This is a genomic window from Stenotrophomonas sp. FSL W7-1447 (assembly GCF_037966425.1).
Lineage (GTDB): Bacteria > Pseudomonadota > Gammaproteobacteria > Xanthomonadales > Xanthomonadaceae > Stenotrophomonas > Stenotrophomonas pavanii.
Genome location: NZ_CP150199.1, coordinates 1,367,385 through 1,391,534 on the forward strand (window position 1 = coordinate 1,367,385; position 24,150 = coordinate 1,391,534).

Annotated in this window: 14 protein-coding genes, 1 tRNA gene and 1 pseudogene; 9 read left to right on the top strand and 7 right to left on the bottom strand. The window is 60.2% G+C overall.

Annotation, left to right across the window (positions count from 1 at the left end):
* Positions 1 to 7 precede the first annotated feature (7 nt).
* The 3 genes from NSQ78_RS06395 to NSQ78_RS06405 are packed head-to-tail and all read right to left on the bottom strand — an operon-like array spanning position 8 to position 4,310.
* A complete protein-coding gene (locus tag NSQ78_RS06395) occupies positions 8 to 2,803 on the bottom strand; it encodes a TonB-dependent receptor (RefSeq protein ID WP_064237902.1) in 2,796 nt (931 codons plus the stop codon).
* Between the two features lie 14 nt (positions 2,804 to 2,817).
* On the bottom strand, positions 2,818 to 3,786 hold the full coding sequence (locus tag NSQ78_RS06400; protein WP_053506124.1) for a FecR domain-containing protein: 969 nt from the start codon (positions 3,784 to 3,786) through the stop codon (positions 2,818 to 2,820).
* Positions 3,783 to 4,310, bottom strand: coding sequence for a sigma-70 family RNA polymerase sigma factor (locus NSQ78_RS06405; RefSeq protein ID WP_080473113.1), 528 nt, complete (start codon positions 4,308 to 4,310; stop codon positions 3,783 to 3,785). Before NSQ78_RS06405 ends, NSQ78_RS06400 begins: the two co-directional genes overlap by 4 nt.
* Positions 4,311 to 4,546: 236 nt before the next feature.
* On the opposite strand from NSQ78_RS06405, the pseudogene NSQ78_RS06410 reads away from it, so the two are divergent.
* The 5 genes and pseudogenes from NSQ78_RS06410 to NSQ78_RS06430 all read left to right on the top strand — a co-directional run bounded on the left by NSQ78_RS06410 (position 4,547) and on the right by NSQ78_RS06430 (position 12,119).
* Positions 4,547 to 7,419: pseudogene (locus NSQ78_RS06410) on the top strand (autotransporter domain-containing protein).
* A 97-nt stretch (positions 7,420 to 7,516) separates the two neighbouring features.
* On the top strand, positions 7,517 to 8,521 hold the full coding sequence (locus NSQ78_RS06415; RefSeq protein WP_064237905.1) for a 2-hydroxyacid dehydrogenase: 1,005 nt from the start codon (positions 7,517 to 7,519) through the stop codon (positions 8,519 to 8,521).
* Between the two features lie 50 nt (positions 8,522 to 8,571).
* Positions 8,572 to 8,647 (top strand) — tRNA-Thr (locus tag NSQ78_RS06420).
* Between the two features lie 316 nt (positions 8,648 to 8,963).
* A complete protein-coding gene (locus NSQ78_RS06425) occupies positions 8,964 to 10,397 on the top strand; it encodes a hypothetical protein (protein WP_064237906.1) in 1,434 nt (477 codons plus the stop codon).
* A 519-nt stretch (positions 10,398 to 10,916) separates the two neighbouring features.
* Positions 10,917 to 12,119 (top strand): site-specific integrase, encoded by a 1,203-nt coding sequence (locus NSQ78_RS06430; protein WP_064237907.1) that lies wholly within the window; start codon positions 10,917 to 10,919, stop codon positions 12,117 to 12,119.
* A gap of 5 nt (positions 12,120 to 12,124) precedes the next feature.
* Here NSQ78_RS06430 and NSQ78_RS06435 read toward each other — a convergent pair whose 3' ends face one another.
* Positions 12,125 to 12,466, bottom strand: coding sequence for a helix-turn-helix transcriptional regulator (locus tag NSQ78_RS06435; protein WP_064239627.1), 342 nt, complete (start codon positions 12,464 to 12,466; stop codon positions 12,125 to 12,127).
* A gap of 149 nt (positions 12,467 to 12,615) precedes the next feature.
* On the opposite strand from NSQ78_RS06435, the gene NSQ78_RS06440 reads away from it, so the two are divergent.
* On the top strand, positions 12,616 to 13,149 hold the full coding sequence (locus NSQ78_RS06440; protein WP_064237908.1) for a hypothetical protein: 534 nt from the start codon (positions 12,616 to 12,618) through the stop codon (positions 13,147 to 13,149).
* Positions 13,150 to 13,938: 789 nt separating this feature from the next.
* On the opposite strand, the gene NSQ78_RS06445 is transcribed toward NSQ78_RS06440, so the two are convergent.
* Positions 13,939 to 14,436: a MarR family winged helix-turn-helix transcriptional regulator gene (locus tag NSQ78_RS06445; protein WP_064237909.1), complete on the bottom strand. Its 498-nt coding sequence runs from the start codon at positions 14,434 to 14,436 to the stop codon at positions 13,939 to 13,941.
* A 115-nt stretch (positions 14,437 to 14,551) separates the two neighbouring features.
* Here NSQ78_RS06445 and NSQ78_RS06450 point away from each other — a divergent pair, with 115 nt between their 5' ends.
* The 3 genes from NSQ78_RS06450 to NSQ78_RS06460 all read left to right on the top strand — a co-directional run bounded on the left by NSQ78_RS06450 (position 14,552) and on the right by NSQ78_RS06460 (position 19,233).
* Positions 14,552 to 15,004: a hypothetical protein gene (locus NSQ78_RS06450; RefSeq protein WP_064237910.1), complete on the top strand. Its 453-nt coding sequence runs from the start codon at positions 14,552 to 14,554 to the stop codon at positions 15,002 to 15,004.
* Positions 15,005 to 15,303: 299 nt separating this feature from the next.
* The gene (locus NSQ78_RS06455; RefSeq protein ID WP_154803400.1) at positions 15,304 to 16,377 is read left to right on the top strand and encodes a bZIP transcription factor; all 1,074 of its coding nucleotides are present in this window, start codon (positions 15,304 to 15,306) and stop codon (positions 16,375 to 16,377) included.
* A gap of 2,478 nt (positions 16,378 to 18,855) precedes the next feature.
* Positions 18,856 to 19,233 (top strand): hypothetical protein, encoded by a 378-nt coding sequence (locus NSQ78_RS06460; protein WP_308306328.1) that lies wholly within the window; start codon positions 18,856 to 18,858, stop codon positions 19,231 to 19,233.
* A gap of 1,438 nt (positions 19,234 to 20,671) precedes the next feature.
* Here the strand turns inward: NSQ78_RS06460 and NSQ78_RS06465 are convergent.
* On the bottom strand, positions 20,672 to 23,188 hold the full coding sequence (locus NSQ78_RS06465) for a DEAD/DEAH box helicase family protein (protein ID WP_064237912.1): 2,517 nt from the start codon (positions 23,186 to 23,188) through the stop codon (positions 20,672 to 20,674).
* 627 nt (positions 23,189 to 23,815) lie between these two features.
* Positions 23,816 to 24,148: a hypothetical protein gene (locus tag NSQ78_RS06470; RefSeq protein ID WP_064237913.1), complete on the bottom strand. Its 333-nt coding sequence runs from the start codon at positions 24,146 to 24,148 to the stop codon at positions 23,816 to 23,818.
* Positions 24,149 to 24,150: the final 2 nt, after the last annotated feature.

A 24,150-nucleotide genomic window follows, 5' to 3' on the forward strand; every position in this document is an offset into this window, starting at 1 on the left:
ACTACGCTCAGCGGATCTGCAGCGTCAGCAGGAAATAGCGGCCGAGTGGATCATCCAGCCCCGGCATCTGGCCACCATTGCCGACCAGATAGTTCACCGGTTGCGTGTCGAGCACGTTGTGCACGTCCAGCGCGGCGACCACGCGCGGCCCCAGCCGTCGTGCGAGATGCAGGTTCCAGCGCAGCTGCCGGGGGTTCATGCAGTGGTTCTGCCCGCGCTGTTCCTCCGGGCATTCCGCACCGGGCAGCCAGGCGCGCGTGCGCCCGACCTGGTTGCCGCGCAGGGCAATGTCCCAGCTGCTGTTCTGCCACTGCACATTGAGCACCGCGGCCATCGTCGGCGTGACATGGCCGCGCAGGTCCACCGTAGCGTCCTGGCCACGCTCTCGGCGCAGCGCCTGCTGCTTCAGTGCATCGAGCGAGAACAGCCACTGGCCGGTGCTGCCGGTGTCGATGTGGTATTCCCCACGCAGTACGAAGTTGCGCGACGTGGTGCGGCCGATGTTGTCGAAGGACAGGCGCAGGTTGTACAGGCGTCCCTCCTCGTCCAGCTCCCAGGTGCTGCGGTTCCACACCGCATCGGCCGGTTGCAGGGCCAGGATTTCATTGCGCAGCTCGACGATGTTGTGGGTCAGCGACAGCGAGAACGTGTCGGTCGGCGTCCAGGTCGCGCCGAGCGAATGGCTGCGCGACCGCTCGGCCTTCAACGCATCGTTCTCCACCACGTCCACGGTGACGCTGCAGCGCCCGTTGCCGCTGCTCTGCGCGCAGTCGGGCAGTGCGCTGGAGGCCGGCAGCTCGATCGCACCGAAGTAGCCCGGGGGCCGCCGTTGTTCGAACAGGCTGGGGGCCCGGTAGCCGCGCCCGCTGGCAAGCAGGAAGGACCACCGGGGCGTGGGGCTCCAGCGCACCCCCACGCGGGGGGAGAAGGCCTGGTAGTCGCCGTCGCGGTCCCAGCGTGCGGCCAGGTCCATGCGCAGCGTGTGCGCCAGGGGCAGGCCGAGCTCGGCATAGGCACCGCCGCTGCGACGCGACAGGTGGCGCTGTTCCTGCGGCAGGCCCAGCGCCAGGTCGCCCTGGCTCAGCAGGGCGTCGGGATGCGAGGTCCAGCGCTCCTGGCGCAGGTCGATGCCGGTGGCCAGTTGTGCAGCACCGCCGGCCAACGGCACCAACTCGCGCTGCATGCCCCACCAGCCCTGCCACTGCTCGGTACGCCCGCGATTGCGGATCGAGGGGAACAACTGCGCGGCGGTCTCCGCCGGCAGCGAGGTGAAGCCGGGCAGGAAATCCAGCGTCTCCGCCGCGCGCAGCAGCGGTTCGGCACGCACCGTACCCGACGTGGTAAGGGTGACATCGCTGCGCTGTGCGCTGATCCCGGCCTCCCAGCTGCGCCGGCCCTGGTCGCGGCCGATGCCGACGGTGACGTCGGCGTCGGTGGCGCGTACATGCGGGCGCACGTTGCCGGCTTCGCGCAGCACGCTGTTGAAGGTGAAGCCATACAGGCCGATGGCAACGGCGGTCGGGCCCAGGTCGAAGCGTTGCCGGTTGTGGCTGGCCCGCGCCTCGGCGTAGGCATAGCGACCTTCACCACGCTCATGGCGATAGCGCAGGTAGGCCGCGGCGGTATCCGAAGCCGGTTGCAGCGAGCGCGGGCGCGCGCTGTCGAACCAGCAGGCACCGTCGCGTCGCTTCAATGGTCCTTCGCAGCGCTTTGCCGGCCAATAGCGTCCATCGCGGAACGCGCCGATCAGGTACTGCGAGGTTTCCGCATGCCACTCGCGACGATCACCGGCCACGTGCTCGATGCGGTGCAGGTCAATGCCGGCGAACCAGCGGTCCCCCCCTTCGCGCACGCCACCGGTCGCCGCCTGCACGCGATACTGGCCGGCGTCGCCGCGTCCGCTCAGGCCGGTCTGCAGCATGGCCTCAGGGCCGTCGGCCTGGTCGCGCAGGATGATGTTGACCACGCCGGACATCGCGTCGGCGCCATAGATGGCCGAGGCGCCGCCGCGCACCAGTTCGATGCGTTCGACGAAGCTGAGCGGGATGCCGCCCAGGTCGGTGAGGCCGCCCTGTTCCAGCGACACCATGGGATAGCGTGGCAGGCGACGGCCATTGACCAGGAACAGGGTCGCACGCGGGCCCATGCCGTCCAGGCTGGTGGTGGTGGCCGCACCGACCGGCAGGTACTGCGAATCGCCACCCCGCGAGGTGCTCATCGCCGGGTGCCCGTTCATGCCCGGCAAGTGCCGCAGCAGGTCGAACAGGCTGCCGTAGCCGCTGCGCAGGATGTCATCGCGGTCGATGATGGTCACCGGCAGCGTGGTCTGCACGGAGGTGCGTGGCAGCCGGCTGCCGGTGACATGGATCGGCGCCAGTTCCACCTGTGGTGGCGCCTCGGCCGCCCTGCGCGGTGCAGGGACGGCGGGCACGGCGCGCACTGCGGCCGGCGGTGGCGACGGTGGCGCGGAGTGGATGCGGCGTATGACGAATCCGCCTGAGGGTGTGCGCAGGATGTTCACCGGCATGCCCGCGACCAGTTGCTTCAGGGCTGCGGCCGCATCGCTGTGGCCGCGGGTGCCGGAGGTGCGCAGGCCGTCCAGCTCGCGGGCGTCGAACAGCAGCGCGATGCCGCTCTGCCGTGCCCATTGCTGCAACGCCGGCGCCAATGGCCCGGCACCCACGTGCAGCTCCAGCGTGCCGGCCTGTTCGGCCGCATCGGCAGGCGGCAGGGCGGCCAGGCTCAGCGAGATGCAGAACAGGCTGCGGAGCAGCCCCGCCTGCAGCGCGCCCGGTACTGCCATCACTGCAAGTCTCCTCAGTACGTGCGGCGCAGTTCCAGCGCGCCATCCGGTCGCGTCTGGCCAGCCACCGACCAACCCAGTTGCAGTGCCGACAGCAGTTCCTGCGCGTCGCCGGCACGGAAGGTGCCACTCACCGCCAGGTTGGCGATCTCGGGATCGGCGATCACCAGCGGCGCGTGGCCGTAGCGGTTCATGCGCTCGACCACGATCGACAGGGGCGTGGCATCGAACACCAGCTGTCCCTGCAGCCAGGCTTCGGCAGCCGCATTGGACGACAATGCCGGGCCGGGCTGGATGCGGCCCGATGGCAGCACCTGCAGCTGCTGGCCGGGTGACAGGGTGTGCTGGGCGCTTCCCGTGCTGACTTCCACCGCGCCTTCCAGCAGCGCGACTTCGACCAGGCCGCTGCGCAGGCGTTCCACCTGGAAGGTGGTGCCGATGTCGCGGATGGTGCTGTCGCCGACGCGCAGCTCCAGCGCCTTGCGCGACGGCGCGACCTGCAGCTGCATCCGGCCCTGTTCCAGCACCAGCTTGCGATGGCGCCAACCGAATCGCGCGTGCAGGGTGGTGCCGGCATCGAGGGTGACGGTGCTGCCATCGGCCAGCGTCTGCTGCCGGGGCTGGTGCGAATCATTGGCGTAGCGCAGCGGCGTGGGGTTGCCGTCGACGGCGACCATCCAGCCGATCCCGATGGCCAGGCAGATGCCTGCGGCAGCGGCCAGCGCTGGCAGCCAGCGACGTCGCGCCGGCCGCGCCGCTCGTGCCGCGGCGGTGCGCAGCCACGGATCGGCGGCCAGTCCTTCGCCCTGCTGGAACAGGGTCTCGGCCTGGATCCAGGCGCTGACATGGGCCGGGTCTTCGGCCAACCAGTCCTCGAACGACTCGCGCTCGCCCGGCGTACAGTCCGGCGCTTCCAGCCGCGCCACCCAGGCGCTGGCGCGTTCAAACAACAGGGTGTCTTCCCTTGGCCTGGCGTGGCTCATCCGTTGTCCCTGTCGTTGTGCAGCGGATCCGATCCGAGTTCCTGGCGCAGCCCCTGCAGGGCACGGGCGATATGCTTTTCCACGGTCTTGGCAGTAATTCCACAGTGCCTCGCGATCTGCGTGTAGCTCATGCCGGTGATCCGGTTGAGCAGGTACACCTCGCGTGCGCGCTCGGGCAGCTTGAACAGGGCCTGCCGAAGCAGGGACAACATCTGCCCGGACTCGGCCTGGCGCAGTGGATCAGGCGACGTGCTGGAAGGCTCGTTGCCGCCATCGTGCTCGGTGAGGGACAGATGCGGCCGCGACTGCGACGAACGGCCGCGATCTGCCAGGCGGTTGCGGGCGATACGATACAGCAGCAACCGTAGCTCGTCGGCGCTGTGCGCGCGATAGCGGATCAGCCGCTCCATGCAGTCCTGCGCGATGTCCTCGGCATCCTCCGGCCCGACACCGCGCGTGCGCAGGAACGCGCACAACGGCGCGCGCTCTTCCCGTACGAACGCAATGAACGCGTCCGCAGGCACGGACAGGTCCGGCGCGCGATGGATCAGAGGAGAGGGGGCGGACAGGGCTGGCCTCGGACGTCGGTGGCGGGTGCGTCTTCGAGTTTTACGCGACGATGACCGGATGGGGAAGAGTGTGCGTGGCCCCTGATTCCATTGTGAATGCATTCATGTTTCGACGTCCGCGCCGCTGGGGGAGATCGCACGGTCCGGACGTTGAACTCCTGACCCGTGTGTTGCGGGTGGAGAGAGACCACATGAAGCACTCGAAGTTGAGCCTGGCCCTTGCGGGCCTGATCGGCATCACCGCCATCACGGCGGTTGATGACGTCATGGCAATGAATTATCACGTGCAGGACGACCGCGTCTTCCTCAGCGGCGGGGTCACCGTCGCCGACGTGGTGGCGCTGCCCGCGCTGCTGGCCAAGGCGCAGGCCGAAGGGCGCCCGATCCGCGAGGTCGTGCTGCGCACATCCAATGGCGGCGCGCTGATCGCCGGCGAGTGGCTGCAGGCGGTGATCCGCACCCAGGGGCTGGACACCATCGTGTCCGGCCACTGCATTTCGTCCTGCTCGATCATGCAGTCCGGCGGCGTCAACCGTTACCTCGGCGGCGATCTGCCGCTGGTCGACTCGGTGCAGATCCATGCCGCCAGCAGCGGCGGCAGGATCACCTACGCACCGTCTGCGCGCATGACCCAGATCTACACCGGCAACTACGGTGGCGGCATGGATGCGGGCCTGCTGCACAAGGCCATGTATGAGGTGGTGCAGCCCAATGGCCTGCTGGTGTTCCGCGACCCGGCGCGCACCACGGGTACCTCGGTCACCTTCGATCCGGATGGCAGCGGCAGCAAGCTGCAGTCGTTCCCGGGCCAGGACATCCGCAGCAACACCATCATCAACACGGCGGGCTACCGCGATCCGGGCGACACCCTGCGTGTCACCAGCAACGTCAGTGGTGACATCAACCCGGGCTACCTGCGCACCGCGCGCCAGCTGCAGGCCTTCGTCGACGACGATTTCGCGCGCTGGAACACCGATTGGGCCAGTACCTACATCAACTATGCGGTGAGCCTGTACAACGTCTCCACGCGGGGGCCGAACGGCATCGGTACGCAGTCGCTGCAGCAGCTGCTTGCCGATCCCGACCTCCAGGACGCGTTGCGCGGACAGCTGCGGCTGGCTGATCTGGATGCCTCGACCCTGGCCGGTTCCGCCGGCGTGATCCGTGTCAGCAATGGCGCCACCTGGCGCACTGCGGAAACCACCGGCGCTGATTTCATGCTGGTCGACAACGGCACCCTCGCACTGGGGGCGGCGCACTGCGCACTCCCGAGCTGCGGGTGATGCCGGGCAGCATCGTGGTCGGCCATGGTGACATTGCGTCGGTGGGCGTGGACACCGACGCGCTGCTGGACGGCACCGGCCCGTCCTACCGCGAAGACGGCTTCAACCGCCTGCGCGTGTTCGGCACACTGATGCCGCGCGGTGGCGATCTGGTGACCCACGGCTACGTCAACATCATGCCCGGCGGCCAGGTGCTGTTCGACGTCACCGACGCCGGTGGCGCCGGCAGTGGCCGGTTGCGCGTCGGCAGCTTCCACGATGGCGGTGCCGAAGCGGGGGCGCTGGTGATCGCACAGGGCGCACACTTGGCCTTGAACGTCGCCCAGGGCTTCTATCCCGGTGCCTACCGCCGCGACCTGGTGGAGGGGCCGATCTACCAGGGTGGTTTCCAGGATGTCGTGCGGCTCGGCGATGCCGGCTACAGCGCCAGCATCACTGCGGGCGACGTGTTCCGCCCGCGCCACAATTCGCTGCTCAGCTTCAACGTCAACCAGACGGCCGACGGCCTGTGGCTGACCGCCAACCCGGGCTTCGATCAGCTGGGCCTGTTCGCCAATGGCACTTCCGGCGACGGCCTGGGGCACGCGCTGGCAGCCGCATCGGACCGCCAGGACAGCGGCCTGAAGTCGCTGCTCGGCGCGCTTCAGTTCACCGACCGCGATGTGATCGCACAGCAGGCTGGCGCCGTGCGCGGTGATGCACATGCCAGCCTGCGCCTGGCCGACAACGCACTGCTGGGCAGCATCGGCAACGTGGTGCAGCAGCACCAGGCGGCGATGCGCAGTGGCGGCGACGCCGATGGCCTGGCCTCGCAGGCGGCGCAGTCGGTCTCGGCGCAGCCGGGCATGCGCCATGGCAGCCTGTTCAACCAGTTGGCCATGCATCTGGTCGAGCCAGCGGGCGAGGCTGCTGGCGACAGCGGCGTAGCGGGTCGCAGCCGTGGCCTGTGGGCGCGCGGTTTCGCCAGCCATGGCCGCATCGACGCCGAGGGTGGCGTGGCCGGCCTGAGCCATACCGTCGGCGGCATCGTGGTCGGTGCCGACACCCGCGTGGCCGATGACCGCGTGACCCTGGGTGTCAGCGTGGCCGCGGCCGACATGTCAACCAAGGCCAGCGATGGCTCCGGTTTCAGTGGCGACGTGCGCGCGCTGGATGTGGGCGGCTACCTGGATGCGACCTATTCGCGTGGCTACCTGTCGGCGGCCGTGCGCTACACCGACCTGCGCCACGACACCCGCCGCAGCCTGTCGGCCATCGAGGGCCTGCAGCAGCCGTTGCGCGCCCGATACAGCAGCGATGCGATCTCGGCGGGGGTGGAGCATGCGTTCTCCTTCACCACCGGCAAGGGACTGGTGATCCAGCCGCTGCTGCCGGTGGTGGACTACGCGCGGACCTCGGCCACCCGCTTCAACGAAGGGCAGGGCACCGGTGCGCTGGTGGGGCGCAGCGGCAGCCTGGAGAGCATCCGCGTGGGCGCCGGCCTGCAGGTGTTCAGGACCTTCGAGGGCAACAACGGCGAGCGCATCACCCCGCGTGCCCGCGTGGCCTGGCAGAAGGAACTGGGCGATTCGCAGGCGCGCTACAGCACCGGCTTTGCTGCGGCCCCGGACCTGGTGTTTGGTGCCAGCAGCCAGGCCGTGGGCGAGCAGGTGCTGGCCTGGAACCTGGGCGTGACCAGTCGTGCCAGCGAGCGCCTGTCGATCATGGCCGACTACGTGGGTGAGCGCCGCGACGGGCAGATCCAGAACGGCGTGATGCTGGGCCTGGGCTACAGGTTCTAAGGGGGACTCGGCCCCGGCGACATCCGTATCGCCGGGGCCACCCCATCAGGGCAGGTGCTGCGGTATGGTCGGCAGGGAACTCCCGCCAGGCCCCTCCATGCAGATCGCCGTTTTCAGTGCCCGCCCCTACGATCGTCGTTTCCTCGACGAGGCCAACCAGCGCGATGCGGCCGGGCAGGGCTTTGCCTTCGTGTACTTCGATGCCGCGCTGGACGTGCATACCGCAGCGCTGGCGCAGGATTGCGTTGCCGTCTGCGTGTTCGTCAACGACCGCCTGGACGCGCCGGTTCTGCACGCGCTGCATGCCTTGGGCGTGCGCGCCGTGCTGCTGCGCTGCGCCGGCTTCAACAATGTGGACCTGGCCGCCGCGAAAGCGCTGGACCTGTTCGTCGCGCGGGTACCGGCCTATTCCCCCGAAGCCGTGGCCGAGCACGCGCTGGCGCTGGTGATGACGCTCAACCGGCAGACCCATCGCGCCTACAACCGCGTGCGCGAGGGCAACTTCATGCTGGATGGCCTGCTCGGGCGCACCCTGCACGGGCGCACGGTCGGCATCGTCGGCACCGGCAAGATCGGCCTGGCTACCGCGCGCATCTTCCACGGCATGGGCTGCACCGTGCTGGGGTACGACCCGTATCCATCGCCGGCCTTTGCTGCCGTGGGCGAAGGGGTTGGACTGGAGGAGCTGCTGGCGCGCGCCGATATCGTGTCGCTGCATTGCCCGCTGACACCCGATACCCAGCATCTGATCAACGACGCCTCGCTGGCGCGGATGAAGACCGGCGCGATGCTGGTCAACACCTCGCGCGGCGGGCTGGTGGATACCCATGCGGTGATCCGCGCGCTGAAGTCACGGCGGCTGGGCCACCTGGCCATCGACGTCTACGAGCAGGAAAGCGCGCTGTTCTTCCAGGACCTGTCCGGCGAGATCATCGACGACGAGGCCTTCCAGCGCCTGATGACCTTCCCCAACGTGCTGGTGACCGGCCACCAGGGCTTCTTCACCGTGGAGGCACTGCAGGAGATCTCGGCGATCACGCTGGGGAACCTGCGAGATTTTGCCGGGGGGCGGGCGTGTGCGAACCGGGTGGAGGCGAGCTGAGCGGGGTGGATTGACCGCCGGGGCGCGCAGCCCGTAAAATCGCGGGCTACGCCGGAATAGCTCAGTTGGTAGAGCGGCGCATTCGTAATGCGTAGGTCGCAGGTTCGACTCCTGTTTCCGGCACCAGTTGCATGAAAAGCCCCGGCTCAGGTCGGGGCTTTTTGTTTGGGCGGATGTTGGAACTATTTGATGCGAAAGGGATTCGCTGCAAGCCGATCATTGGTCGACGCTCATGGTCTCTATCGAGGATCGTTCACGTCCACGCGAATAGAGCGGGTTGGTCCTGATCACTTGGCTTCATTCCAACTTACATGGAAGCGCCTAACTGCCTCACTGATCGAGCGTCCCCCCGGTAGCTCGGCGAATTCGCATGATAGTAGCAAGGTAGTCCTTGATGAGGTACGTTCCGCTTTGGCAGTGAAGCCAGCACAGGGGGGATAGGATGCGCGTATCTCAGCAGTACAAGTTAAAACGAAAGCAGGCAGAGCTCGATTTCGTTGACGTTCCTTTGGATACAGATCTTCCAGTTTTTGTGGAGCCCACGGCAATTCGGGCAATGGACACTCCGTGGTCTAGTGAGTGCGTGGCACTCCTTCAGAACTTCTTTAGCAATGTTCTTACTGCGGTGCAAAAGGGCGACAAGACTAGGGCTGTCTCGCTACTTGGGTCGTTGAACGAAAGAAATGATTTTCATCTTGGGTATTCATCTGGTAAGTCGCGTGGCCACGCATTCGGCAAGGGATCTGCAGGGTCAGTGTGGGAGTCACTTCTGACAAGCAAAGCCGCGAAGTCTGGGGTGCTATCTGACTTGGAAGATACTGCCCTTCTCATCGAAGGCGTGGGTGCTGACATGATCTCTGATGCGGTCTGCAACATAATCCGAGCGCCGCTAATTGAGTACACTCAAGACATGTGCCGATACTACGGCATTCCTATGGTCGCAAATGTTTCATCAGGCCCATGCTGGGACATGCAAGCGCAAAACTGGGTGGCTAGGCATGTAGAGCTTCCCATGCCGAAGGGCGAGAGTCTCGTGTTGGTCCCCAAGTCGATTGTTCGACTCGCGGGTGCTTACGACGCTGGGACCTACTATCGGCACTACTTGTTGCCGGAACTACAGAAACAACACTTGGCCAGTGGATCTGGCCTGGTAGAAGTGCTGAAGAGTAAGAAGCGAAGGGTTACGAAGACCGCTTTGATGAAACACTATGGTAAAGACAAAAATGCTGTAGCAAAATTGACGGAGGACAATCCTGATGTCCTCGCCAAGTATAAAAAGGCGAAATCGGCAGATCCTTCGCCTCCGATCAGTAATAGTACGTTTGCAGAGATTGAGAACGTCGCGAACGTTCAATTGTACGATCTCTATAAGAAGGTGGTAGCTGTCCCTCCTGGAAGAGCCCACGCCCACGATTATGAGCGAGCTGTCGAAGGCCTCCTTTCGGCCTTGCTTTACCCGTCTCTCATACACCCCGTGCGTCAAGCCCCAATCAATCAGGGGCGGAAGATTGTCGATCTCCGGTTTTCTAACTCAGCCACGGCTGGCTTCTTCAGTTGGCTTTCAAAGCACTATACCGCGCCTTACGTCTTCGTTGAATTCAAAAATTATACGGAGGATGTTAAGAATCCGGAGCTCGACCAATTGTCCGGACGCTTTTCAAAGTCTGGTGGCCAAGTTGGAATTTTAATATGCCGGGGAGTTAGTGACCGTAAGAAGATTGATGCAATGTGCAGAGACACCGCAAAGGATGGGCGCGGCTACATGATCGTGCTGGATGACGTGGATTTGGAAATGTTGGTTAAGTCAACTTCCGCGATTCACTACGATGCCTCTAGAACCATACTGAATGATCGGTTTGATCAACTGGTTCTCTGACGTATGCGGTGCTGATTGACTTAGTTGCAGCTTCGGGTATCATATTGAGCCGTCAGATGCCGGGTTTTGGGTCTGGCGGAAGTATTCCCTTGGGGATGCGGGGCGGTAGCTGTTCGCTTCTTCCTGTGCAACGCGTTCGATAGTCTATTTCCTGGGCTCAGTTTTGTTCTGCAGTTCATTGCAAGTGAAATTATCGCGCGAGTAGTAACAGGAGGTTTTATGAAGAGAATTGTTAGCCATTCAGTACGTGTAATTCGCAAGGCTGCTGGTCTTGCAAGTGGTGCCATCAAGTCTTTCTTGAGGTATGGAAAGAGTTTGACTAGTGCAGTTTTTGGCGCGGTCACGGGTGGATTGCGAACTGAACTCCGTAACGCCTGAGAACGGGTGGCTATTGCAGCCGCCCGTTTTTTTTGGGGGGAGCTGAATGATAGTCGGAAGGTTGCGGACGATCCTCATCCAAGCACCGCCTCGCATCCTGTCCTAAGTTGGCCTTATCGCCACTTACGGACGCTCCGCCCAATGTCATCACCCCTCACCAAGCGCATCGTTCTCACAGCTGAGCCCCGAGAGCGCCCCTATGAGCTCAGGGACGCTCAGGTTCGCGGCCTGATCTTGCGAGTGCAGCCCTCAGGGCACAAAGCTTGGATCGTGACCTGGGCGCATGGTAAGCGTCGTACCTTAGGCTCGGTCGAACATCTGTCGCTTGATCAGGCCCGCGACCAAGCTCGGCAGGCTGTCGCTGAGTACGTTCAGTCCGGGTTGCCCGCGCTTGCGAAGACCAAGCCCACCAGTTGCACGCTCGAGACGCTACTCAATGATCACTTCGAGCCTTGGGCTGTGGCTGAGCTCAAGGGTGGTCGTCAGTATCCGGATCGCATCCGATCCGTGTTCCCGTGGCTGTTGTGCCGTCAGATCGTAGAGATTGACGTGCCGACCATGGAGCGCTGGTGGCGCGGACGTGTCACTGGTCCTGATGCCGTCACCAAGGCTACCGCAGCGCGCGACTTTGCTTGCCTGCGTTCTGCCTTGTCGCGGGCTGTGGAGTGGAAGCTGATCGAGACTAACCCCCTCATGGGCATGCGTCAGCGATCAGCAGCTAGCCGCAAGGTCGTGCGTTTCTTGTCCCTTGATGAAGAGGCAATGCTCCGGGCCGCGCTGGCAGCGCGCGATCTTGCTGGTGTAGAGGGCAGGGCGAACGCCAATGCGACCCGACGTAAGTACCGGCAGGCGGTTCTGCCTGATTTGCCGATGGATGGGTATGTCGATCACCTAACGCCCGTGGTTCTTACAGCCATGAACACCGGTATGAGACGGGGTGAGCTACTGTCGATGACATGGGCCGATATCAACTGGGAAGCAAAGATGCTCACCATCCAGGCGGAGAACGCCAAGTCCGGCAGGCAGCGTCACATCCCTCTGAACGTCGAAGCCTCGAAAGTCCTGCAGCGTTGGGCTGGGCAAGCGGGCGAGCGCCTTGCGGGCAAGGTCTTCGACGTGACCGACATCAAGAAGGGGTGGGGCAAACTCATAGCCGATGCCCGCATTGAAGAGTTCCGCTTCCATGATCTGCGCCATCATTTCGCATCACGCTTGGTGCGGGCAGGGGTGGACCTGAACACTGTGCGAGAGCTCTTGGGTCATGCTGACATCACCATGACTCTTCGTTACGCCCACTTGGCCCCGGACACACTGGCGGCCGCTGTCGCCAAGTTGGCGGCGTGAGAGGGCTAGTCCCGCTGCTCCCCAGCCAAACGCTCGAGCTCTTCCCGCATCCTTTGGCGCTCCGCAGTGGGAAGCTTGGCGAACGCCAAGATCGCTGCAGCTAGGTCATCGTCCTCAGCGAACAGGTAGGCGACCGGTACATCCAATGCCTTGGCCAACTCCGCAGCCTTGGTCATGTCGGCTTGGTTTCGTTCGCGCTCGTACCTGTTGATCAGCACGGCACCCCGGTTCTTGTCCTGGTCCTTATCCACCAGCGCCCCCAGCGCGCGCTGGGAGAGCCCGCGCAGTGCTCGAGCTTCGGAGAGCCGCTTGGAAAACGTTGCAGTAATGACAGTGGGCGAGGGCACGCGGAGGTAACGGTCTGTGAACCTGCAGCAGCATGGGCCATATACCTGATCAGTAGAAGTCATTACCATATCAGTATATGGCGCTGTGCGAGGTGTGACTGGCTGCAAGGGGTGGCCGGGCCCGTCAGCGCTCAGTCGGGGACGTTGGGATGAAGAACCGGATTACGCATGTTGCCGTCATGTCGTTGGTGCTGACGGCTGTTGTTCCCGGGGAGGTAGTGGCTCAACAACAGCGGTCATACGACCGTTTCAAGGATCGAACCTCCTACGAGGGCAAAGTGGAGCTATCGGAGCTGTCGAAGACCAGCAGGGGCATTTCTCTGAGCCTGTACAGCGTAGAAGACGGAGACCGCGCTGTAACGAAGTCGGACTCTTTCACCGTCTCGGCCATCCTCACCTTCAACATGTCCTATGACGTTCGCTGCGCCGGTACAGGCTTTGACATGCTTGTGGACGGAAGGGCTGTTTCGCTTCCCAGCGACATGCCCGCCTTCAATCGATACGAGTACGCAATCCTTTCGTTCGGCAAGAAGATGACCTTGGCAGAAGCAGGGGCCTTCACCGGTGCCAACAGGATCGAGGTCCGGGTCTGCGATACCGAATACAGCCTGGACGATGAGCAACGCGCTGCATTGCGTGATCTGGTCAAGGACGCTCAGGTGGGTAGTCCAGCGGGTGGCTGACGTCGGAAACCCCAGTGCATCCAATCATGGAGGAGAGAACATGCAAACCAGCGATCCAGCAACTAACCTTTATCAATGCCCGGCTTGCCGTGCTGCCATCCCCTCGGGTAGATCATCCGCGAAGTGTCCTAAGTGCTATGCGGACCTGCCCAAGGAAATTGTTGAATCGAATCGCGCTACCGCGAGCGCAGGGCAGGAGCTTGGGTCTGCGACGTTGTGCGTGGTGTTGGGTCTAGCTGGGCTTGGGATCGGGCTCTACTTCCTGATCAACCCATCAGCAAGCGGCTACAGCAACATAGCGAACATGCACGCGCTTGCTGTAGGGCAAGCGTTGACCGTCGCTGGAACCGTGCTACTTGGCTTTGGCATTCGTCCTCGCTGAGCAACCAGATACGTCGCAACCTGGCCCACTGATGGCAACGTCAGTGGGCCTTTTTATGCTAGCTGATGTGTCACCTGGTTGCTGTCACAGCCACCGGGCTAGCTGCGCAGAATAGACGCTCTAGAATCGCGCTACCGATCAATGTGGGGCTGTCCGAGGACTGTCGATGCAGGGGTGTAGCTGCTTCACCAGGCGAGCCTTGTGCAGCGATTGGTGCGTATTGGCAGACATTGGGCTTTTACTGCGGGTGCGGACGAGTTGCGTCCAAAACACGAAGTCCTAGGTGGTGCGCAAAAGTCGCAGTGCATAAGCGGCGAAGTGGCGTCGTCGGCAGAATCACTCCATACATAGCATGACGCACCGTGCTGACTGTCGTGCGATCGCCTGCTACGTGTATGCCTGTGACATCAGGGAGCCCGCATGTACTTTGCCCTCTCCTCAATCCGCCTTTTCTCCCGTGCAGTGTTGAGCTTTTTGATCGTCTCGAACAATTGTTGCCACTCTAGCGGCGACAGATCGCATTTGGCCCTCTCGAAGCAATCCTCCCAGTCAACGGATGCCTTGGCAAGCAGGGTTCGGCCCTTCAGCTTTATCTGAAGTGCCCAAGACCGGTCATCAAGTGGCTTCTCTTCAAGCAAATCTGCTTTGATCAGTCGGGCGACAAGAGAGGACATTGATGAGGGGCTTACCTTCACGAGTCGGGCTAAGCTGGCGCGGGTCGGTGGCCTGGCCATAGAGGAGCACGTCCGAGCGACCGCATCCAGCACCATCAATGCGGAAGCGGAGAGCTTGATGGGCTTGTAGATCAATAACTTGGCGTCTAACTCGCCGGTTAGGTCATTGGCAGGGATGAAAAGATCCTTGAACTCAGCGTGCGTTAGGGGAGTGTAGGGCGCCGTTGTCATGCCACATCTTAGGTTGGCGGACTATTCGACTTCAATGAGTCCCCCAAATTATTCGCCCTCAATATTGCTTTCGACGGATGCCCCCGGCAACCGCGACAAAAGAAGGGAAAATTCAATGAAGAAGAATAGCTGCATCGAGCGCTCGACTCGCCTGTTTGCTGCGCGGCGCGAAGGTAACGAGGCATCTCGCGTCGCCCAGTACAGCATTGCCGAGGAAATCATGGGCCCGGAATCGCTTTCTGCGGAAGATTGCTGCAAGGCGCGACGGGATTCTGCGTGTCGCGACATGACTGCTTTTGAGGCAACGATGGAGTTCGCCAAGGTGATCCAGCTCAACACGGGTGCCGCTGACCGTCGCTACGACCTGCGTGTCTGCGACGAACCGATGTTTCGCGCAATCTGGAGGGCCCGTCAGCTGGTTGACATGACGGGCATCAACTACCGCGCCTACGTTCAGCGTGCTGTGACCTACCTGCGCCACTGCGGCAAGAAGCGCATCACTCCCGCAATGCTTGTCTCTGCTGAAGTACAGCTGCACGTGATGGAGCTCGACGCCGTCAGTCGCTGAGGTCAGAGCCGGTAGCGGCCCTTGGCGACCATGTTGGGTGCGGAGGGGCCCCTCTGCGCCTAACGTCACTAAGGAGCATGATGGCTAGGAATGGCCTGGGACCAGGTGAAGTTCAGGCTGTCACATTTGGCGATAGCGCGATCCAACCGCTTGGGGGCCGTTCCTTCATCTGACTCGCGTCATCCATTGCGCGCCCGCAGTGGAAGCGTCCGGGCGCGCCGCGCTAGTGAACATAAGAAGACCGGCGATTTCATCGGCCCGGTCGGTATAACACTGTCTTTATCGAGGAGGGCAGGAGAATGGCTAGGAACAAGAAGTCAGGCGCGACGGGCGGGAAGGCAAAGGCAAAACGGCCTAACCCGGCCCGAAAGAAGGCGTCTGCGAAGAACATGGTGGGGGCGCAGAGCAGGGATGCCTCGTATCAACGCGCGCTTAAGTCGGCTGATCCCGTGAAGCGACAGGTGGGAGAGCTGGTCTTCCAGCGCACGTACATCGATAAATGCTTGCTTGCCAAAGAAGCATTGTTGCTGCGTACCCGTTGGATCGGGAACCGCTACATGTCCCCGGTGCAGGCCACGCAGGCGTTCACGGAGGCGTACATCGCTGCGTACCGTGCTGCTTGGGCGCGTCACTTTGACCATTCCGAAGCGCCGCGCAAGCAGCCCTGTGCGCCAAGTCTCGCATTGAACGACAGGTCGGTTATTACCAGCTTGTGGCGGGCCCGTCAGAAGGCTGACGAACTGGGAATGCCGTACGATCTGTTCTGCGAGATCATCATGGAACGATGGATCGTGGGCCGAAAGGCGAAGCGTCCACCATTGCCAAACCAGCTGATTTCCGGGAAGTTGTTCGGCGCATGGATGCGAGGACACCCCACCTGGGCTGAGACTGGTGAACGGTTGTTCTTGCCCGCTTGGGATCGGCGCTTCTTTATGGAGCCGTCTGGAGAAGATCCCGTGCATGCTGCGGCAATGCGGGCATTGAATGCCGATGTGCTGCATGCAAGGGACCGCCCCGCCCGATTGGCGCGGTATCTTGGGGCTGGTGGACCGCTGACAGAGGCGCGTGCCAAGGCGATGTTTGAAGAAGACATGGTCCGGGATGCGCTGGCGATGGTCGCCGAGCCTGCTGAGGTCAACGAAGCGCCTGAAGGATACGCTCCGGCGTGCATCGGCAATCGTAGCGACGTGCGGGATATGCCGTGTCACAACTGCCCATTCGCTGTGCAGTGCTCGAGCGTAAAGCGGAAGGTGACACGCGCGCTGAACGCGGCAGGCGTCTCAGGCGATCCCCGTGCGGACAGGAGGCGTGAGCAGAACCGGAACAGCCAGCGCAAGCATCGCGAGGAGCAACGGCGAAAACTGGCTGCATAGCGAGCGCCAATAGGATCATACGCGCTCAAACGAGCTTGCTTGTCAGCAGCCCCATAAGAGCTATAAATCAAGAGCAACTACCTTCTCTTTGAGAAGGTAGATCTTTACTGGGATGGCAACGTTGATGTCCCGTGACTGGTCCCACAGGTGCTCGGGCCTTCGGCCCTCCCACCTTGGGCCCAGATGCGCGCCCCTTCGGGGACGCGCAGAAAACTATAGCCGGGATTGTGTGGAGAGCGTGCACCGGAGCTACCTAGGATGACCTGTAAGCCGCTGTGTTCAATCCTACCGGTGTTTGTGTAGGGGTGTTGCTGGCCGGTCCTGCGGCGCGCTCAGTGAGCTTCTGGTGAACCCTGGCGATCATCCTGCAGGCCGCTTATGAGCGCAACCTCCCGGCAATCGCTGTGATGTATAGATTGCTCGCCATGTATGCAGTGTTTATGGCGATCCACATGACACATGGTCGATTCAATGGCTACTCGGATGGTCATGTGGCTTGCTGTAAACCGCAGTCCTCATTGATCGACGGCGTAATTGGCCGCGAGGTTGCATGGGGGCTTGGCCGTGTAAGCGCGTTTTGGAAATCTTGGAGGTTGGTGTATAGCCCATACAAAGCGCTATCAAAGCGCATGTGCCCTGAGCTTGACGTGCAACATGCGGGCGGCGGTGCACGAGCCTGTGCCTGCAATCGTAAGGCATGGCTTCTTTGTATGAAGCGCACGATGGTGTTCGGCCTTATGCGGGCGGCAAAGAAAGTTCGCCATTCAAGTCTCATCCCGTGCGACCGATATGCTCAAGGATGCATAAAACAATCACCGGGACGGCTACATGGATCGTTGGACGTGGATGATGGTAAGGATGTATGCGCCCTCACTTGGGGCTTTGGCGCTGGGGTTGCTGCTGATGCTGCCGTTGGGAATGCTCCGGCAGAGTCCGATGCTTGCAGGGGTCTATGCGATGGCGCGATGGCTCCCGACGTTGGCTATCGCGGTATCAGTCACCCTTGCACTTGTCGCTACTCTAAGGCTTTGGCGCTGGGATCAAGGGCGCAGCGCTTTGGTTTGTGAATGCGGTGGCCTGCTGGGACGGGAGCGTCCTGGGCGTTTTGGCGCATATCGAAAGTGTCTTGCCTGCAACCGCAACGTCAATGAGAGGTACTACACGTAGGTTCGGTTCCGGGGCGCATACACCGCAAGCCGCTGTCCGCCTTGAAAGCAGGCGTGGGCACCACCTGGCTTTCCCTGGCGCTTCACGGATCCGAATCGGCTCAATGTGGCGGCTCCCTGGCTTACAAGGCACTTATCGGCACCCTGGCTGCCAGTTGGGGTTGGCTAAGTTGTTGTTCCAAGAGGAGTCCGGTCATCTGTGGTGCCTTGGGTAACTGCATCAGTACTGCGAAGCCGCCTGGCGTTAGGCACCTCCGTGCTGGTCAGTACTTAGGTTGCACAGTCTCCAGCGGGAGAGGCAGAGTCAGCACGAGAGCTAGTCGCTCCTCATAGACGATGGGGAAGAGAGGGCCCTGTTGGCGTTACTGGGCATGGAGGTTGTCCTATGACTTTTAATGCGACCTTCGACCGATACATTGAAGTGAAGTACCGCAGTGTGATAATTTTCCTGTGCGTTCCCCGACCCAGTTGCCCTTGAAGAGTAATGGCGTATCACCTTCTTGCGTGATTTTTCGCTCGGTCTTTTCCGGTAGCTGACGTCGGGGAGCGTACCTCCATTTTTTTAGACGTTCTCTCGGCCTCGTCGCGTTTCGTATATGGAGTAAAACCAAATTTTCTGCCGTTCTGAATTTTCGTTGTTTGGGCGGATAAGGCGTGTTCTCTTTAGCACGACTTGGCAGATGGATTGATGTCTGTAGGTGAATGTTACCTTTGCGCGTAGCCCTAGGTAATCCGTCACTAGAATGTTTCCATCTTCATACTGTTCTTCAGATGCGTGACCAAGTGTATAAACTTGTGTGCAACGCATAATCATAGCTTTCGCTGCGCCAAGCAGCATCCAAGATTGAACAATCCGTTCTGGTAATCTTCCACGGCGGGTGATGTGCTTCCACCCAACACGATTAACAAGAATGGGGCCAAGGATAGGATTTATCTGACTGGCCTTATCTTGCTGCCAATGCCTGTAGAAATACCTGGCATCTCTGCGGATGGACTCATTTCTTCCTAGGGTTGGTATGAGTGACTCACGTCGCTCCAGGTTGATTCGATCCAAGAGGCGGTCTACCGTTCCAGATCCGCACAGCCTGTGGAAATCTCCCTTGCTGTGCTCGCCGAATCGCTGGGCTCTGGGAATTAATACAATTCCTTTGTTCGTCGGTGAAATGCAGTCCTGTCTCAAGTCGACCCACCATGACTCCGGCGACCTTCGGCCAGTTGTGTCGTCAACAAAGATCAGAACGCATGGTCCCGGCGCTCTGATCCATCGAGGCATGTGGGTGGCGATGTAATCTGGTCCTAGCGCGACGCCGATGTGCGCTGGATATTGGGCCTGGTCTTTGCGATAGCCGTTCCCGCCGCACTTGACTTGGGTAAAAACGATGCCGCCGGTGTCGGAGGGGCGCTTCGTACCCCTTCTCATAATTATGACCCCGTCAATTGCATCGTCATTCTGTGCGCCATACTCCTGCCAGCCGCATTCCCAAAGATTTTCTACAGTGCTGCGAACCTCATTGATGCCAATCCTTTCCTTGACTCGATTGCTAATCACGCGCCCTCCTTGCGATTACGTATCATTCTATTCTTCGATGATTGCATGGTTTCTGGTGTGTGCGAATGCCGCTTTGATGTCGGGGAGCAGCAGGAGGCCAATTCTCTGACGGCTTTCCATCTTTTCACTGTGTTCCGCTAACGGGCGTGCGCGAGGATATCTCTTGCAGAGACGAGCACATAACCCGGCCTGGTCTTCGCTTCGAATGAATGTCTGTTATCCATGGAGTGCAATAAACCGAGTGTTCCCAGTAGCCCGCCGAGTGCAGAAATGGGGCCGTCGCCGATAAGGCACGCTGCGCTTACTGCTAAGCCCAGGACTCCCGCAGAGTTTCGACTAAGAGAGGGGGATCGGGTCGTTGCAGCCTCTAATTCTGAACGAACTTCCGCCGCTTGTTCCCTTAGCTCTTCCACGATTTCCCGCCACTGTCGATTCGGTTCGTCCGATTCACCTAAGCCGGACAGCCTGCGTGCCATGAATTCGCGGAGTTGGGGAAGGGCGAGGCTGGCGGCGTCACGCAGTGCAAGCGTTTGTTCAATCGTGAGGCTTGCAACCCAAGGGAGCTCAGCAGTCCTATCCGCTGCGAAGGCCTGTAGCTCAGGTGATGTGAAATGCGCTCCGTCCGAGGATAGAAGAGCAGATATTCCAACTGAAGAGTTCGAGAAGACGCTTCCAGAAGTCCATGCAGCAGTGCGTGCGTCCCAAACTGTAGACCGTACCGCCTCATGCAAAAATATCGATCGGATCTCTTCATCGCTAGCTGAGTTAGCGAATTTAGTTGAAAAGTGCATGAATATCGGCGGATCATAGACGGCTTTCAGATCAACGTACCCACCGCGGTCAGTGCGCCCTATGACCATATCAGCGCCTATCCGCGCAACAGCCTCTTCAGTGAGGGTCTCAATTCTTCGCTCAAATTCGACTATGCAAGAATTGCAGGTTGGCATGAAGGGAGATGTGAAGCGTAGGATTCCCGCTTCAATCAGAGGCTGTACACGCTTGAGCACAAGGGTATCTATTGCCAAGCCATATAACTCGGCGTTCGTCGGGCGAGATCTAAGGGCCGAAATGCGTTCGTAGAAGAAGTCGTGAGCGGTGACCCGATCAGACATGAGGGCTACGGTTCGAGCAATTTGGTCCGCGTATCTGATTCTGCACGGTACCTCTTGGCAGGCGCCCGTCTTGCCGAATAGGTCCAATCCTCCGCTCAATACTGCTCTGAATTCTGGATTGCCAATGGGTACCTTAGGTAAGGGCTCGATCTCACTGATGTTCGCTTGGTTCTTAAGGTCGCGAAGCATTGATCGCAGCCTACGGACAACCAGCGTGGGGTCCGTGAAATCGAAGTCCTCATTCAGTAGGAGCGCTACATGAGGTGGCAGACCAGGGCCCGGATCGATCACGCAAGCAACTCCGCCTTGGGAAGTATCTCGATTCTAGTGTATTAATTTGGTCCTGCACAGTCGCGATGCCTTCTCATCGCTTGTAAGCGTCGGATCTCATACTAACCTCTTTGTAGCCAAGTAGAGCGGATGGCCAAGAAGCGACTGCCAATGTTCCGGCAGCCGCAAGGTGGCAGTTAGATTAATGGTTTGATCTTCTTGGAATAGTCTTTTAGGAGTGATGGAATAGACAGGCCGTGCGCGTCCAAGTTCTTCTGGATGTGGTTGACGGACAAGTCAGCGAAGTCAAGTGGCTGCAGTGACTTGAAGAATGCTCTTATGTTCTTGAGCAGCTTTTTGAGCTCAGTCACCCGCATCACTTCTACCTCATGTAGGAATGATGCCGCGCTAGCTTCTTTGCTCGCTGGATGTACGATAATTCGCTTGGCACTCAGTCCGGGGTAGTGCTTTAGAAACCAGGCGGAGGATCTGTTCATCTGTTCGGCCTCGCGCTTATTGATATCGGCACGATCTACGTCTACCTCATTCTTGCATTCCCAGATAATGTACTGCTTTGAGTCTAATGCCCATAGATTATCGGGACCTTCCTTCCATTCCTTGTCTGGGCGCTCCCCTGCAAAGCCAAGTGCCCTGCTAAGTTCGTCCAGAGCATGCTCAAAGCGGTCCGCTTTTGCGCCAAAAGTCAGTCGGCTCAATATTTCGCTGAGCGCTATTTCCATATCCGAATAATTGCCATAATTCTGCAGCCATTCGATAATTCGCTCCGAGCGGCCCTGGCTGATAATCGACAGCTTGGTGACTGTCACGCCTTGATCGGGCTTCAATACAAGGCGATTTGATTTGTGAGCTGTCACCTGAAGCGCCTGAGACCGCAGCCGATCACTGTTGAATAGGAAGCGTGCCATGGATTGAAGATGCCACCCTCTCTCGGAGTCGGGCAATTTGCCGGAATCAAGCAGTGCTTGTATTGCTGCAGCAGCTTTCTCGTTCTCGCCGTTCGAGTGGAGAAGCTCAGCTTCTAGTTCCTTCGTATAGAGAAGAAGTGCTTCTGCGTTGGCGCCTTTAGGTCGAACTTCTTCCATTCTTTCTGAGTAGAAAGTCTTCCAGCCTGCATCTCGTCCAAGGCACTGGCGAATCAGTTGGCTCAGCGCGTCTATAGGTTTCGTGCCTTGCTCGATCTCGTCTCGCGCAAACCCTGATATCTCGAGGCCTATTTCAACTTGGGTTGACATCTGAGATGAAAGGAAGGTTCTGGACTCTCTGTCTCTTATTAGGCGCGTGATGTCCGATCCCGTGATAATTATTACTGAGTAGTCCTTCTCTCCGCGCACACTACGTCCCATGCCCTGTTCGACAGTCCGGACCGTTCGCATGAGTGTGGTGACACTCTTCGGTCTGCATGACTCTTCGTACAGGTCGATCAAGTTCTCAGAGTAGGGTTTGCTGTCGAATACAAGAATTCGACAGGAGTCGTCAGGCAGATCGATGCCGTTATATCGATTTGCGAGGACTACGGCATTGCCATAGTTGCCGGCCTTGAGGTTTTCTATTGTCTTCGAAACCGTGTCGGGTGAGGCAACAATTCCGCCGTATCGCGCCCAATCTTTCGTCCATGCAAACCCTGGTGTCAAGCCGACCAATCCAGATGTCCGCTTCTGGCTCGCGCCGAATGTGCTCACTATAAGTTCGCGATCAAGATCTTCGTCGATTAATGAAGGGATTATGATCATCTTCTCGCCAGACCACTTCTCGCCTGAGTAGGTGAGTGGTCTGGTGATTGTTTCAGGCTTTAGCCGTAGTCCCTTAACCAAGAATGCATCGTCGGTGACGGTCGCGGACATGAAAATTCGGTGGGAAGCTGAAGCATAGCTGCCGAACGCCTCAATAGAGGGAAGGTAAGGCTCGATCTCTATCGCAGCTCCGGATATCACGCATTGGCAGTGATGCAAGGAATTCTTGATTAGCGGCCAAGCGAACTTAATTGGCTTCCGATCTGTCCCGGCCGATAGAATGTTGGCGACGTTCTCCACATGTCGCTGCCAAGACCAGTAGGGTACTGGAAGTAATGCATCGCGCTTCTCGTTTGTAATATCTGCAAAAGTTCCGATCCCTTGCTGTTCAAGATCGGATGCAAAGAGAGTCAGTAGCGCTTTATAAGCAGGGTCTTCATGCGGCACTCGAATCCTGCAAGCGTCTCTGATCGTGTCCGCGCATGCATGGGCGTCGTCCATTAGGAACGTGCCGATTGTGATTGACTTATGATTCAGTCCGAACTTGGTAAGTCCGTTGAATACCTTCTGTACGGACGTAACCAGAATCTTGTCTCCGCTAAGAAAGTCGTCTGGGAGTTCCGGGTCCGCTCCGCACGTAGCAATGCCAAATTGTCTCGCTTGCTCTCTAGTTTGGTCGATTAAAAAGTTGTCGGGACACAGATAGAGGGCGGGCCCCTTCTTGTCATTCAATTGGCTCTGAAGAGCAAGCAGTCCAATTAGGGTCTTCCCCTGTCCGGTGTGTAGCTTTATCAGCACGTCACGGTCATGCTTTCGCTTCGAATGCCATTCCTCTAAGACCGAAAGCTGGGCAGGCCGTAATGGGCCTTTGTCGTGAAGTCTGTCCAGCGTTTCGTACAAGTCAATTGGATTCGTGGGGCGCTGGGTTCTTGTGCTTGAGACGCGCTTTGTAAAGTCGACCATGTTCTCACTCCTTCCTTGTGATTGCTCCGCCGATATTGCCGGTACTCTTGGCTCGTTGTCCATTCGTCTGCTTGTGCCATGACTGGACGAAAAAGTGTCCCTCGCGCGGGTCCGCGCCTTTTCTTGTTGAGTGGCTTCGTTGGCATTTATAGGTGAGGCCATTCGCTAACCTCATGTCTCTTATATGAAATTCTTGAGCAGGTGGCGCATTGGCCTTGCCGCGCTCGTCCGTCTGGCCTTCAGCGATGGGTTGCAGCCATAGATGCCATAGATAGGGAGTGTCCCCGTCCACAGGGGATCGGTTGGAAGGAGTTGTTCGTACCCCCGAGGCTTAGTTGGCGCTTACCGTCATTCGGGTCACTTCCTGGTAGAGGAAGCGGCAGCCGCCCTGAGCACTTGCCAGCAGAGTTATGTTCAGCGTACAGGTGGCAACGGTCCACCCCGGTCCGCTCGGCCAGAGTGGGCCTTACCCGATCAGTTGCTAGGCGCTCGGTTGCTAGTAGGGTCCGCGCGGCGCATTCGTAATGCGTAGGTCGCAGGTTCGACTCCTGTTTCCGGCACCAGCTGTAGAAAAGCCCCGGCCTTTGGTCGGGGCTTTTTGTTTGGCCGGTTAGCGGCGCGACGCCATCAACGCCGCGCCATCCCCGCATCCTTCGCCAGCCACCACGCGAGCTGCCGGAGATAACCACCTGCAGCTCCCGCCAATGCGCCAATCAGCAGGCGTGCAAGCGCCTTGGTCCCACGCGAGGCCCGCTCACGCACCCCTGGCAGTGCCGCCACCAGCTGCGCACCCAGCAACAGCACCAGCACGTCCAGCCCCAGCGCGTCCACCACCGACAGCAACGGCAGCAGATCCGGATTGCAGGCGAGCACGATGACCAGCGCGGCACCCAGCACGGCCATCATGCGGCGCCCGGCGGGCAGGGTGGTCCAGTGCAGCAGTCGGTTGATCAGGTGCATGG

Bases quoted from the DNA above. Each gene is read 5' to 3' on its own strand.
- NSQ78_RS06455 (WP_154803400.1), top strand. From the start codon at position 15,304: ATGGCTAGGAACAAGAAGTCAGGCGCGACGGGCGGGAAGGCAAAGGCA.
- NSQ78_RS06445 (WP_064237909.1), bottom strand. From the start codon at position 14,436: ATGACAACGGCGCCCTACACTCCCCTAACGCACGCTGAGTTCAAGGAT.
- NSQ78_RS06470 (WP_064237913.1), bottom strand. From the start codon at position 24,148: ATGCACCTGATCAACCGACTGCTGCACTGGACCACCCTGCCCGCCGGG.
- NSQ78_RS06400 (WP_053506124.1), bottom strand. From the start codon at position 3,786: ATGAGCCACGCCAGGCCAAGGGAAGACACCCTGTTGTTTGAACGCGCC.
- NSQ78_RS06430 (WP_064237907.1), top strand. From the start codon at position 10,917: ATGTCATCACCCCTCACCAAGCGCATCGTTCTCACAGCTGAGCCCCGA.
- NSQ78_RS06415 (WP_064237905.1), top strand. From the start codon at position 7,517: ATGCAGATCGCCGTTTTCAGTGCCCGCCCCTACGATCGTCGTTTCCTC.
- NSQ78_RS06440 (WP_064237908.1), top strand. From the start codon at position 12,616: ATGAAGAACCGGATTACGCATGTTGCCGTCATGTCGTTGGTGCTGACG.
- NSQ78_RS06395 (WP_064237902.1), bottom strand. From the start codon at position 2,803: ATGGCAGTACCGGGCGCGCTGCAGGCGGGGCTGCTCCGCAGCCTGTTC.
- NSQ78_RS06425 (WP_064237906.1), top strand. From the start codon at position 8,964: ATGCGCGTATCTCAGCAGTACAAGTTAAAACGAAAGCAGGCAGAGCTC.
- NSQ78_RS06450 (WP_064237910.1), top strand. From the start codon at position 14,552: ATGAAGAAGAATAGCTGCATCGAGCGCTCGACTCGCCTGTTTGCTGCG.
- NSQ78_RS06465 (WP_064237912.1), bottom strand. From the start codon at position 23,188: ATGGTCGACTTTACAAAGCGCGTCTCAAGCACAAGAACCCAGCGCCCC.